The following is a 13,878-nucleotide window of genomic DNA, read 5'->3' as shown; positions in this document are numbered from 1 at the left end:
TCCGCCGCCACCCGCACCCGGGCCGGGTCGCGCATGTCTAGCGCGGTGGTGGTCGAGGACCTGCACAAGACGTACGGCACGCTGCGGGCCGTGCACGGGGTGAGCTTCTCCGTCGAGCACGGGGAGATATTCGCGCTGCTCGGCCGCAACGGCGCCGGGAAGACCACCACGATGGAGATCCTGGAGGGCTTCCGCACCCGGGACAGCGGTCGCGCCGAGGTGCTGGGGCTCGATCCGGGTGACACCTCCACGGAACGGGCTCTGCGCGAGCGGATCGGCCTGGTGCTCCAGGACATCGCCGTGGAACCGTATCTGACGGTCCGTGAGACGATCGCGCGCAATGCGGGGTACTACCCGTCGCCGCGTGACGTCGCCGAAGTGATCACGCTGGTCGACCTCGCCGGTCAGGAGAACCGCAAGGTCAGAGCGCTGTCCGGCGGTCAGAAGCGGCGCCTGGACCTGGCGCTCGGCATCATCGGCAACCCGGGCGTGCTCTTCCTCGACGAGCCGACGACGGGCTTCGACCCGAACGCGCGCCGGGGTGCCTGGCAGCTCGTACGCGATCTGCGCGACGCCGGGATGACCATCGTGCTCACCACGCACTACATGGAAGAGGCCCAGGAGCTGGCGGACCGGGTGGCGGTGATCTCCAAGGGCGAGATCGTGGCCGAGGGGACGCCGGAGACGCTCGGCGGCCGGGACACCGCCAAGGCCCGGATCAGCTTCGCCCTGCCCGAGGGGTGCGCGCTCTCCGACCTCCCGGTCGACGCCGCACCCGCGCACGGGATGTCCGAGCCCGCACACGGGCTGATCGTGGTCGAGTCCGCCGAACCGACGCGGACGCTGCACCAGTTGACCGGCTGGGCCCTCGACCGGGGCACGGTCCTCGACCGGCTGTCGGTCGACCGGCCGAGCCTGGAGGACGTCTATCTGCATCTGACGGACCAGGGCGCAGGCGCACCGGAACACACACTGGAGAGGAGCGCACGGTGAGTACCGTCACCGCCGCTGCCGACGTCCGCCGGTCCCCGCACCGTGACTGGGCGTTGCTGTGGCACCAGATCCGCTACGAGCAGCTCACCTTCTGGCGTAATCCGCAGAGCGCGTTCTTCACCTTCCTCTTCCCGGTCGTGGTCATCGCGATCTTCGGTGCGCTGTTCGGCGCCGTGGGCAGCAGTGACTTCTTCTACGGGCGGTCGGCGCTCCAGTACTACGTCTCCACCGTCGCCGCGGTCTCCGTACTGGGCGCCTGTTACAGCCAGTTGGCGATCGTGCTGTCGACCCGCAGGCAGAACGGCATCCTCAAGCGCGTGCGGGCGACGCCCCTGCCGACGTACATCTACTTCCTGGGGCTGCTCGCGCACTGCATCGTCGTCAGCATCGTGGACGTCGCGCTGATCATCGGTGTCGGCAGGCTCTACGGGGTCCCGTTCCCGGCGGGCTCCCAGTGGCCCGCGATCGCGGTGACCCTCGTACTGGGATCTGCCAGCTTCTGCGCCCTGGGGGTCGCGGTGGCCTCCCTGATCCGCAACGCCGAGGCCGCGCCGTCGGTCGTGCAGCTGATCCTCTTCCCGCTGGTCTTCATCTCCGGCACGTACATGCCGATCCACTCCGGCACGCTGAACAGCATCTCGGCGGCGCTGCCGGTGCGGCCGTTCAACGAGGCCCTGCTCAGTGCGTTCGCCGAGCACTCGGGGGTGCCGTGGAAGAACTTCGCGGTGCTGCTGATCTGGGGCCTGGCCGGGGCGGTCGTCGCCATCCGCCGGTTCCAATGGGCCCCCCGGCAGGAGTGACTCCGGTCAACTCCGCTGCTGTACCGGCCGGTTGATCCGGCCCCCACGAACGGCCGTCCGCACGGCCGAAAGAGCCGTGTCGCTGCGACTTCCCCCGAGCAGCGACACGGCTCGCCTCGTTGTCCCGGTCCGGTCGGGTCCGGTCCTGTCGGGTCCGGTCGGGGTGGGCTGCGGGGTTCGGCCAGAGCCGTCACGCCTCCAGGGTGCGGAGCCAGTCGTCGACCACCCGGGCGGTCGTGCCCGCCAGGTCCTCCATCATCGTGAAGTGGTTCCCGGGGACGTCCACGACGGTGTCCGCCGCCGTCCACTGCGTCTGCCACTGCTCCGGTGCGAGCGACTCCCCGCCGGCCATGGGCTCCCCGGCCCGCACCAGCAGTACCGGCGCCGCGAGTTGCTTCGGGGCCCAGTCGCCCAGCAGGTTGAAGTACCAGCTCATCGCCGACAGCCTGGCCGCGTCCATCCGGGCGAAGCCGGCCTCGCGCTCGAACATCCCGCCGAGGAGCTGATCCTCGAACTGGCCGAGGGAGTCGTCACCCGGTACGTAGGTGTCGAGCAGCGCCACACCCCGGGGGGCCCGGCCCTCCTCGCCCAGCCGGGCGGCCGTGGCGTGCGCCAGGATGCCCCCGGAGGAGGACCCGAGCACGGCGTACGGCTCGTCGCCGACCTGCTCGCGCACCATCCGGGCCAGCAGCCCCACCAGCGCCTCGTCGGTGGCCGGCAGCGGCTCGCCGTCGGCGAACCCGGGGACCGCGAGGGCGACGACGTCCCGGACATCGCGGAACGCCGAGGCGAACCGCGCGTACTGGTGCACACCTGCGAGCGCCACCTGGGAGCTGAAGCAGACCAGCCGGACCGGCGCCGGACCTCTGGCGAGGCGGACCGAGGTGGGCAGTTCGCTCACCTCGGCGGCATCGGTGAAGGTGGGGCGCAGATTGGCGACGCTCTGCAGCAGCTCGAAGCCCTCGCGCAGCCGCCGGTCCTCGCAGGCCTGACGGAACAGCCGTCCGATGATCTCGTCCGGTGCGGACCGGCCGGGCCGCGCCACCGCAGCGTCTCCTGCTGTCTCCGCCCCGGTGATCCCCGCCCCCGTGGTCTCCGACGTGTCCCCGCCGCCCAGTTCGGCCTCCAGATGCACGGCGAGGGCGAGCGGGGACGCGTGGTCGAAGGTCACGGTGACGGGCAGCCTGAGGCCGGTCGTCGCGGCCAGTGCGTTGCGCAGTTCCACGGCGGTCAGTGAGTCGAGGCCGAGTTCGAGGAACGCCTGGTCCGGCTCGACCGCCTCCTGCGAGGCGTGCCCGAGCACGGCCGCGGTGGCACCGCGCACCGCCGCGAGCACTTCGCGCCGCCGCCCCGCCCGGTCCAGCCCGCGCAGCCGCCCGGCCAGAGAGGGCCCGGTCCCGCCCGTGGCCGCGACGCGGCGCGCCGCCGGGCGGGCGAGGCCGCTCAGCAACGGGGCCGGGTGGGCACCGAGGGCCGCGGTGTCGATGCGTACGGGGACGAGCGACGCGGCGTCGACGCGCAGCGCCGCGTCGAGGAGCGCGAGCCCTTCCTCGTCGCCGAGGGCGAGCACTCCGCCGCGGGCCATCCTGTTGCGGTCCACACCGTCCAGCCGCCCGGCCATCCCGTGCTCCCAGGCACCCCAGGCGAGCGAGGTGGCGGGCAGGCCGTCGGCGGTCCGCTGTTCGGCCAGGGCGTCGAGGAAGGCGTTCGCAGCGGCGTAGTTGGCCTGGCCGGGTGTGCCGAACGTCGCCGCCGACGAGGAGAAGAGGACGAAGTCGGCGAGCGGCGCGGACCGGGTCAGCTCGTGCAGGTTCAGCGCCGCGTCGACCTTGGGGCGGAACACCGTGTCGAACCGGTCCGGGGTGAGCGAGCCGATCACCCCGTCGTCGAGTACGCCCGCCAGATGCAGCACCACGGTGAGCGGGTGCTCCTGCGGCACGGCCTTCAGTACGGCCGCGAGGGCGTCCCTGTTCCCCGCGTCGCAGGCGACCAGGGTGATGTCCGCGCCCAGCGCGGTGAGTTCCTTCCGCAGGCTCTCGCCCGCCGGGGAGGCCGGCCCACTGCGGCTGAGGAGCAGCAGGTGCCGGGCGCCCCTCCCGGTGACGAGGTGCCGGGCGACCAGTCCGCCCAGGGCGCCGGTGGCGCCGGTGACGAGGACGGTGCCTTCCGGGTCCCACTCGGAGCCCGGTCGCCGCTGCTCGGGAACGGCACACCGGACCAGCCGCGCCTTGTTCAATACGCCGTCTCTGACGGCGAGTTGGGGCTCAGCAGTGTCGAGTGCGGCGGGCAGGGCGAGCACGGAGCCGGTGCTGCCGTCGATGTCCACGAGCACGAACCTGCCGGGGTTCTCCGACTGCGCGGTCCGTACGAGGCCCCACAGGGGTGCGGACGCGAGGTCGTCGGGCCGCCCGCCGTGCGTACCGAGTGCGCCCCGGGTCACGAACGCCAGCCGGGAGCCCGCGAACCGTGTCTCCGCCAGCCAGGAGTGCACCGTGGTGAGCGCCGTGGCCGTGACCTCCCGTACCGCGTCGGCGGGGTCGCTCCCGGCGCGGCCCGCGCAGCAGACCAGGACGATCTCGGGAAGCGTCATCCCGGTCGACACGGCGGCCGTCAGGGCATCGAGATCCACGAAGGACTCCACCGGAACGCCCGCTTCGGCGAGCGGACCCGCGATCCCCAGGACGTCTGAGCCGACCAGCACACAGCGCCGGGAGTCCCGGACCGCGCTGCCGCTGTCGCTTCCTTCGGGCACTGCCCGGGTCCACTCCACGCGGAACATCGAGTCGCCGGTGCGGGAGTTGGTGGGAGCGGCGGCACGGGAGCCCGTCCGGGAGACGGTTCCGTGGGCCGGGGCAGCCAGCGGGCGCAGGGTCAGCGAACCGGCCGAGAGCACCGGCCCGCCGGAAACGTCGGCGGCGCTGACGGCCACCTGTTCGGTACCGGTCGCCGTCAGCCGTACGCGCAGTACGGCGGCGCCCTGGGCGTGCAGCTCGACATCGCTGAAGGAGAACGGTACGAGCCGTCCGGCCGCGCCCGGCAGCAGGTACGCCAGGCCGTGCAGGGCGGCATCGAGCAGGGCGGGATGCAGACCGTAGCGCGGTGCGTCGTCGTGTACCGGTTCGGGCAGGGCGACCTCCGCGTACAGCTCGCCCTCGCGCTGCCAGGCGGCGCGCAGCCCCCGGAAGGCGGGTCCGTAGGCCACACCGGTCACGGGACGCGCGGGCTCTCCGCCGTGGTCCCCGTCGCGCTCGCTGTCCTGCGTGTCGTAGAGGCCGTCGACGGGCACCTCAAGGGCGCCCTCGGGCGGCCAGACCGTGGCGTCGAACGGGTCGGGCTCCGTACGGGCCTTCGTACCGGGCTCCGTACCGGCCGTTGTGGCGGCGGCTGTGGCGGCGGCTGTTCCGGCAGCTGTCAGGGTTCCGGTCGCGTGGAGGGTCCACGGTTCCCCGCCCACCGAACCGCCGTTGGCGTCGCCTTCGGTGAAGTGGGAGAAGAGCTGGACCGTACGGTCTCCGGACTCGTCGGCGGGCCCCGTCACCAGTTGGACCCGGCGGGGACGCGAGTGGTCGAGGGAGAGCGGCGCCGCCAGGACCAGTTCGTCCACGCGGGGGCAGCCGGTGTGATCGCCCGCGTGAATGGCCAGTTCGAGCAGCGCGGTGCCCGGCACGACCGCGGCTCCGTCGACCAGATGGTCGGCCAGCCACGGGTGGGCGGCCGACGAGAGGTTCCCGGTGCAGACGAATCCCCCGTCGGGCAGCGGCATGCACGCACCGAGCAGCGGATGTGTGCCACCTGCGGCACCGGCCGGTGCCGCAGGAGCCGGACCGCCTTCGGCCCAGTAACGCCGGTGCTGGAAGGCGTAGGTGGGCAGGTCGACCTGCCGGGCGCCGCTGCGCGCGAAGAGCGCCGTACGGTCGACCCGGGTGCCGTACGCGAGCAGCCCGCCGAGCACCGTCCCCAGTGTCCGGGCCTCGGGGCGGCCACGGCGCAGCACCGACGCGGCGAAGAACGGCGGGGTCCGGCGCAGCCCGTCCACCGACGCGTCACCGGCCCCGTCATGGGTGCCGTTGCCGGTCCCTGTACCCGTACTCGCACCCATACCCGTACCCGTACCGGCGTCCTGTCCGATGCCGGTGGTGGCCTCTTCGAGTTCCTGGACGGCCGCTGTCAGTACCGGGTCGGGACCGAGTTCGACGAAGCCGGTGACGCCCTCCGCACGCAGGTGGGCGAGCGCGTCGTGGAAGCGCACGCCCTCGCGTACCTGCCGTACCCAGTAGTCGGCCTCCCCGATCCGGTCGGCGAGGTCCGCACCCAGCGTCGGCACGATCGGGATCCGGGCCGGATGGTAGGTGACCGACTCGGCGACCGCGCGGAACTCCTCCAGCATCGGTTCCATCCGGGCCGAGTGGAAGGCGTGGCTCACCCGGAGCCGCTTGCTCGCGCGGTCCGCGAAGTGCCCGGCCACGGCCAGTACCGGGGCCTCGTCACCGGACAGTACGACGGCGTCCGGCCCGTTGACAGCGGCGATGCTCACCCCGTCCCGGAGCAGGGGCAGGACTTCGGACTCGGCCGCACGCAGCGCGACCATCGCGCCGCCCGGCGGCAGCGCCTGCATCAGCCGGCCACGTGCCGCCACCAGCCGGCAGGCGTCCTCCAGCGTGAGCACACCGGACACGTGCGCCGCCGCCAACTCGCCGACGGAATGGCCCACGAGGTGGTCGGGGCGCAGACCGCAGGATTCGAGCAGCCGGTACAGCGCCACCTCGACGGCGAACAGGGCGGGCTGCGCGCAGCCGGTCCCGTCGAGCGCGTGGGCTCCGGACCCCGATGGCTCCTCGTCCCACAGCAGTTCCCGCAGCGGCCGGTCGAAGTGCGGGGCGAGGAGCGGGTCCAGGTGCGCACACACGGCGTCCAGCGCCTCGGCGAAGACAACCGACGAGGCGTACAACTCCCTGCCCATTCCGGGGCGTTGGCTGCCCTGTCCGGTGAAGAGGAACGCGATGCGCCGCTCGGCGGACCGGCCGCGCGTCACCTCGGGAACGGTGCCACCGGCCGCGATGGCGCCCAGGGCGGCCAGTGCGGTGTCCCGGTCGGTCCCGAGTACGAGGGCGCGGTGCTCGAAGACCGTACGGGTGGTGGCGAGCGAGAACCCGACGTCGAGCGGTGTGAGCCCGGGATGGCGCGTCAGGTGCTCTCGAAGGGCCGCCGCCTGCGCCCGTACGGCGTCCTCACTCCGACCGGAGACCAGCAGCGGGACCACGGGCGGCTCCTGCACCGGGCCCTTGTACGTAACTGCCTTCTCCGGGGCGGCCGTTGAGGCGTCGTCCGGGGCTTCCAGGATGACGTGGGCGTTCGTTCCGCTGATCCCGAAGGAGGAGATACCCGCCCGTCGGGGGCGCCCGGCCGGGTTCCACGGCACCGCCTCGGACAACAGCTCCACCTGGCCCGCCGACCAGTCGACCTGCTCGCTCGGCGAATCGACGTGCAGGGTCGGCGGCAGTACTCCGTGCCGCATCGCCTGCACCATCTTGATGATCCCGCCGACACCGGCCGCCGCCTGGGCGTGGCCGATGTTCGACTTGATCGACCCCAGCCACAACGGCTCACCGTCCGGGCGGTCCTGGCCGTAGGTGGCGAGCAGCGCCTGCGCCTCGATCGGATCGCCGAGCACCGTACCGGTGCCGTGTCCCTCGACGGCGTCCACCTCGGCCGGGCGCAGCCCCGCGCGGTCGAGTGCCTGGCGGATCACCCGCTGCTGGGACGGGCCGTTGGGTGCGGTGAGCCCGTTGGACGCGCCGTCCTGATTGACCGCGCTGCCCCGGACGACGGCGAGGATCCGGTGCCCGTTGCGCCGCGCGTCGGACTCCCGCTCCAGGAGCAGCATGCCGACGCCTTCCGCCCACCCGGTGCCGTCGGCCGCGGTGGCGAACGACTTGCACCGGCCGTCGGGGGCCAGCCCGCGCTGGCGGCTGAAGTCGACGAACGTACCGGGGGTCGCCATCACCGTCACACCACCGGCCAGAGCCGTCGCGCACTCGCCCTCCCGCAGCGCCTGCGCCGCCAGGTGCAGTGCGACCAGCGACGAGGAACAGGCGGTGTCGATGGTCACCGCGGGCCCTTCCAGGCCGAGCAGGTAGGCGACCCGGCCGGTGGCGACACTGCCCGCGGAGCCGGTGCCGAGGAAGCCCTCGGCCCCCTCGGGAACGGTCTGCAACCGGGCGAGGTAGTCGTGGTACATGACACCGGCGAACACTCCGGTGCGCCCACCCCGCAGCGTGGAGGGGTCGATCCCCGCCGACTCGACGGCCTCCCAGGAGGTTTCGAGGAGCAGGCGCTGCTGGGGATCCATGACCACCGTCTCGCGCGGCGAGATCCCGAAGAAGGCGGCGTCGAAGTCGGCGGCGTCGTGCAGGAATCCGCCCTCGCGGACGTAGCTGGCGCCACCCGCGTCGGGGTCGGCGTCGTACAGCCCGTCCAGGTCCCAGCCACGGTCCTCCGGGAAGGGGGTGACCCCGTCGGCGCCGGATATCACCAGGTTCCACAGATCGTCGGGGTTCCGCACGCCGCCGGGGAACCGGCAGCTCATCCCGACGATGACGATGCGGTCCTCGGTTCGCCGTGCCGCCGCCCCGGTCGGGGAGGGGGCGGGGCTCGCCGGGTCCTGCTCGGCGCCGAGCAGCCGTTCCAGGACGTGCGTGCTGACGGCCGCCGCGGTCGGATGGTCGAACACCAGCGTCGCGGACAGCCGGAGCCCGGTGATGGCGTTCAGCTGGTTGCGCAATTCGACCGCGGTCAGCGAGTCGATGCCCAGGTCGCGGAACGGCTGGTCCAGGGCCACGTCGTCAGCCGTGTCGTGGCCGAGCACGGTGGCCGCCTGCGCGCGGACCAACTCGCGTACTGCTTCCGTGCGTTCCTCCACGGAGAGCTGCCTCAGCCGCTCGACCAGCGAGGCGGAGGTGGCCGATGCGGCCTCCGCGGCCCGCCTGCGGGGCCTGCGGACCAGGGCGCGGAACACCGGGGGGAGGTGGTCGGCCGTGTCCCGCAGCGCGGCGAGGTCGAGCCGTACGGGCAGGAGCGCGGCTCGCCCGGCCGACGGCGCGAGGTCGAAGAGCGCGACGCCGTCCGTCGCGGACAGCGGGACGACACCGCCACGCGCCATCCGGCGCAGATCCGCCTCGTCGAGACCGCCGGTCATGTCGCCCGCCCCGGCAGGGGCCCACAGGCCCCAGCCGAGGGAGAGCCCGGCGAGACCTTCGGCCCGGCGGTGGGCGGCGAGGGCGTCCAGGAAGGAGTTCGCGGCGGCGTAGTTGCCCTGTCCCGGTGCGCCGAGGGCGGCGGAGACGGAGGAGTACAGGACGAATGCCGACAGCGGTGCGGTACGCGTCAGTTCATGCAGGTTCACCGCCGCGTCGACCTTGGGGCGCAGTACCCGCCGTACCTGCGCGGGGGTCAGCGAGGTCACCGTCGCGTCGGCGAGCACTCCGGCCGTGTGCACGACGCCGGTCAGCGGGCGGTCGGCGGGGATGTCCGCCAGTACGGCCGCGAGCGCCGGGCGGTCGGCCGCGTCGCACGCGGCCAGGGTGACGTGTGCACCGAGTTCCGTCAGGTCGGCGACGAGTTGGGTCGCAGTCGGCGCCGCGGATCCCCGGCGGCTGAGCAGGAGCAGATGCCGTACGCCGTGCACGGCCACCAGGTGGCGGCAGAGGATGCCGCCGAGTTGGCCGGTCGCGCCGGTGACCAGGACGGTGCCCGTGGTGTCCCACATCGGCGTCGGCTGATCCTGCGGCGGCCGGCCCCCCTGCCGCACCGAGGCCCGGCCGAGTCTGCAGGCGAACAGGGCGCCGTCCCGCACGGCGATCTGGGGCTCGGCGGAACGGAGAGCCGATGACGTGGCGGCTGCAGAGAGGGTCGGGACAGCGGTCGGAGTAGTGGTCGGGGACGAGTTCGGGGCCGCGTTCGGGGCTGCGTTCGGGAAGGTGGTTCCGCGCAGTGGGGTGTCGATGAGCTGGAAATGCCCTGGGTGCTCGGACTGCGCCGACCGTACGAGTCCCCAGACCGCCGCTCCGGGCAGGTCGGTGACCCCGTCCCCGGCTCGGACCGCCACCGCGCCGTCCGACACGAAGGCCAGCCTGCTCCCCTCGAACCGCTCGTCTCCCAGCCATCCCTGAATCAGCTCCAGGGCTCGCAGTACCGCGTCGTGCGTGTCCTGTACGACGTCGGCGCCACCGTGTTCCGTCGCTGTTCCGATCCCGGTCAGCACCACGTCCGGCACGGGAGCGCCCGCGTCGAGCGCAGCACGCAGCGCGTCCAGATCCGCGTACCGGTCGCCGCCCGGCCCCGGCGAGTCCTCGTAAGTGTCCGTATCGATGACCGCCCAACTGGTCGGGGCGGTCTCCGGAGCCGGGACCTGGGTCCAGTCCAGTTGGAACAGCGCGTCACGCACCATGCCGTCGGCCGGTCCGGCTGCGAGGGTATCCACGGCCATCGGCCGGAGCGTCAGCGAATCCACCGTGGCCACCGGCCGACCGGACGCATCGGCGACCTGAAGGGTTACCGTCTCGGGCCCGGTGGGCATCAGACGGGCTCGGAGCGCGGTGGCACCCACCGCGTGCAGCGCCACCCCTTCCCACGAGAACGGCAGTCGCCCCGGCTCACGGTCACCGGTGTCGTATCCGGCACCGGATACGGATGCAGATGCGGATGCGGCCTCCCCGAGAGCGCCACCGAGCGCCATCGAGTGCAGCACGGAGTCCAGAGCGGCCGGGTGGAGATTGAAGGGATCCTTGTCCCCCTGCTCGGGATCGGGCAGCAGGACCTCCAGGAAGAGCTCGCCATCACGCCGCCACGCCCGCTGCAACCCACGGAAGACCGGCCCGTACTGAAGTCCGACGCCCGCCAGCCCCTCGTACAGTTCGGTCGCATCGAGGGATTCGGCATCGGCCGGTGGCCACTGGGCGAACTCGAAGGCGGCCTCGTCCGCCGCAGGAGCGAGCATCCCGCCGGCGTGGTGGGTCCACTGCTCAGCCGGATCGTCGTCGTGGCGCGACGACACCTGCAACGGACGGTGCCCCTCGCCGTCCGGCGGGCCGACCAGGAGCTGGAGATGCACGGCGCCGGTCGGGGGAATGACCAGAGGCGTCGTGATGGTCAGCTCTTCGACCCGCTCGCAGCCGACACGGTCCCCCGCACAGAGCGCGAGTTCCAGGAAACCGGTCCCGGGGAACACGATCCGGCCCGCCACCTGGTGGTCGACCAGCCAGGGCTGCGCCTGAGTCGAAAGCCCGCCGAGCAGGAGCACATCGCCCGAGCCGGCCAGCGAGATCACGGCCTGAAGCAGGGGGTGCCCGGCACGGGTGGATCCGAACGGGTGCGGGCCGACGGACAGACGAGCGGTCGGCCAGTAACGCTGGTGTTGGAAGGCGTACGTGGGCAGCTCGGTACGGCAGGCACCGGTCGGCGCGTAGAACGCCTCCCAGTCGACGGAACAGCCGTCCGCCCACAACCGGGCGAGCGCGGTGACAACCGTGCCCGGCTCGGGACGCTTACGGTGCAACAACGGCACAGCCAGCACGTCATCGCCGCAGGTCTCACCGACCGCGCCCACCAGACTTGCGTCAGGACCGACTTCTACGAGCCGGGATACGCCGAGGGCCTGGAGTCGGGTCACGGCATCGGCGAACCTGACTGTGCCGCGTACCTGATCCACCCAGTACCGGCCGGTGAACTCCTCCACCAACTCACCCGTCAGGGTGGACACCACGGGGATCTGCGGGCGATGCATTTCAATGCCAGAGGCAGCGTCGCCGAACGCCTCCAACATGGGATCCATCAGAGCCGAGTGAAACGCGTGACTCACCTCCAGCCAACGCCCTTCACGACCCGGGACAGACGCGGCAACAGACTCGACAGCCGCGCGCTCGCCGGACAGAACCACCTGACCAGGAGCATTCACCGCAGCGATGGACACACCCTCGACCAGAAGCGGCGTGACCTCCTCCACAGACGCCCGCACCGCCCACATCGCACCACCCTCGGGCAACGCCTCCATCAGCTGGGCACGCGCCGCCACCAAACGGCACGCATCCCCCAGGGACAACACACCGGCCACATGAGCGGCAGCCAACTCGCCCACCGAATGGCCCACCACATAATCGGGGACCAGGCCCCACGACTCCACCAGCCGGAACAACGCCACCTCGATGGCAAACAGCGCGGGCTGCGCCCATCCCGTCCGCCGCAGCGCCTCCCCGTCTCCGTCCTCGAACATCACCTCACGCAACGGACGGTCGAGCAGCACGTCGAAATGCCCACACACCTCACCCAAGGTCTGCCCGAAGACCGGAAAGGCGGCGGCCAACTCATGCCCCATGCCCAGCCGTTGGCCTCCCTGTCCGGAGAAGACAAACCCGGTGAGACCAGATCCCGCGACTCCACGCACCACACCAGGCGAGGACTCACCAGCAGCCAACACACCCAGACCCGAGCACAACTCGGCCACATCCGAACCGAGCACCACCGCACGATGCTCCAACGCCGTACGCGTCGTCGCCAACGAGAAACCGACATTCGTGCCGGTCAGCCCGTCGGTGCCGCTCAGAGCGGAGAGCATCTTTGATGCCTGCGCAGCAACACCCGAAGGCGCCTTCGCCGAGATCGCCCACGGCACGACCGGCAGGACCACAGCATCATCGGTCGAGTTGCCCGCACCCTCCGTGTCCGACTTCGCGGGAGGGGAAGCAGGCGCAGGCGGCTCCTCGACGATCACGTGTGCGTTCGTCCCACTGATGCCGAAGGATGACACACCTGCCCGGCGCGGCCGGTCCGCATCCGGCCACTCCTGCACCTCTGCCAGCAACTCCACCGCACCTGCTGACCAGTCCACGTGCGACGACGGCGTACCCACATGCAACGATGCGGGCATCAGGCGGTGTTGGAGCGCGAGGATCACCTTCATGACACCGGCCACACCTGCTGCGGCCTGGGTGTGACCGATGTTCGACTTGACCGACCCCAACCACAACGGCCGCCCCTCCGGCCGCCCCTGCCCGTAGGTGGCCAGCAACGCCTGCGCTTCGATCGGGTCGCCCAGAGATGTACCCGTGCCGTGCGCCTCCACCAGATCCACGTCCGACGCCGACAGACCGGCATCAGCCAGAGCCTGCCGGATCACCCGCTGCTGGGAGGGGCCGTTGGGCGCGGTGAGGCCGTTCGACGCACCGTCCTGATTGACCGCACTGCCCCGTAGCACAGCCAGTACGGGATGCCCATGGCGCCGAGCGTCCGACAACCGCTCCAGTACGAGAACGCCGGCGCCTTCCCCCCAGCTGGTGCCGTCCGCGTCGTCAGAGAACGCCTTGCACCGTCCGTCACCGGCCAGGCCGCCCTGCCTGGCGAACTCCACGAAAGCGCCCGGCGTCGACATCACCGTCACACCACCGGCCAACGCCAGCGAACACTCCCCCGAACGCAACGACTGCGCCGCCAGATGCATCGCCACCAGGGACGACGAACACGCCGTATCCACCGTCACCGCAGGACCCTCAAGCCCCAACACATACGACACCCGACCCGAGAGCACACTCCCCGAACTCCCGGTCCCCCCATAGCCGTCGACGGGCTCGCCCGTCATCGCCAGCAATCCCGGGTAGTCCTGGCCGTTCGTCCCCGCGAACACACCAACCGGCCGTCCACGCAGGGACATCGGGCCTATCCCCGCACGCTCCAGGGACTCCCACGCCACCTCGAGCAGAAGACGCTGCTGCGGATCCATCGCCAACGCCTCACGCGGCGAAATCCCGAACAAAGCAGCATCAAAGTCCGCCACGCCTTGCACAAAACCGCCGATACCACTCTCGGTACCCCAACCCCGGTCCGCAGGGAAGTCGCCCATCGCGTCGACTTCGCCCGCAAGCAGACCCCACAGACTCTCGGGCGAATCCACTCCGGCCGGAAAGCGGCATCCCATCCCGACCACGGCCACCGGATCATCTCCGGTGGACTCCACCTCACGGAGCCGCTGCTTGGTCTCGTGCAGTTCGAGGGTGACCTTCTTCAAGTAGCCGAGAAGCTTGTCCTCGTTGCCCAT

General features: G+C 71.7%; 3 protein-coding genes. 2 read left to right on the top strand and 1 reads right to left on the bottom strand.

What is annotated here, in order from left to right; all coding sequences use genetic code 11:
- The first annotated feature begins 33 nt into the window (after window positions 1-33).
- Window positions 34-993: an ABC transporter ATP-binding protein gene (locus tag OG709_RS28450; protein WP_250305735.1), complete on the top strand. Its 960-nt coding sequence runs from the start codon at window positions 34-36 to the stop codon at window positions 991-993.
- Window positions 990-1,793 carry an ABC transporter permease gene (locus tag OG709_RS28445; protein ID WP_266640313.1) on the top strand — a complete coding sequence of 268 codons (804 nt, stop codon included), beginning with the start codon at window positions 990-992 and terminating at the stop codon, window positions 1,791-1,793. Before OG709_RS28450 ends, OG709_RS28445 begins: the two co-directional genes overlap by 4 nt.
- A 190-nt stretch (window positions 1,794-1,983) precedes the next feature.
- On the opposite strand, the gene OG709_RS28440 is transcribed toward OG709_RS28445, so the two are convergent.
- Window positions 1,984-13,878, bottom strand: a complete 11,895-nt coding sequence (locus OG709_RS28440) for a type I polyketide synthase (protein WP_329168074.1) — start codon at window positions 13,876-13,878, stop codon at window positions 1,984-1,986.

It is taken from the genome of Streptomyces sp. NBC_01267 (assembly GCF_036241575.1).
Taxonomy (GTDB): Bacteria; Actinomycetota; Actinomycetes; order Streptomycetales; family Streptomycetaceae; genus Streptomyces.
This window is presented reverse-complemented; position numbering and strand designations above follow the sequence as displayed.

Bases quoted from the DNA above. Each gene is read 5' to 3' on its own strand.
- OG709_RS28450 (WP_250305735.1), top strand. From the start codon at position 34: ATGTCTAGCGCGGTGGTGGTCGAGGACCTGCACAAGACGTACGGCACG.
- OG709_RS28440 (WP_329168074.1), bottom strand. From the start codon at position 13,878: ATGGGCAACGAGGACAAGCTTCTCGGCTACTTGAAGAAGGTCACCCTC.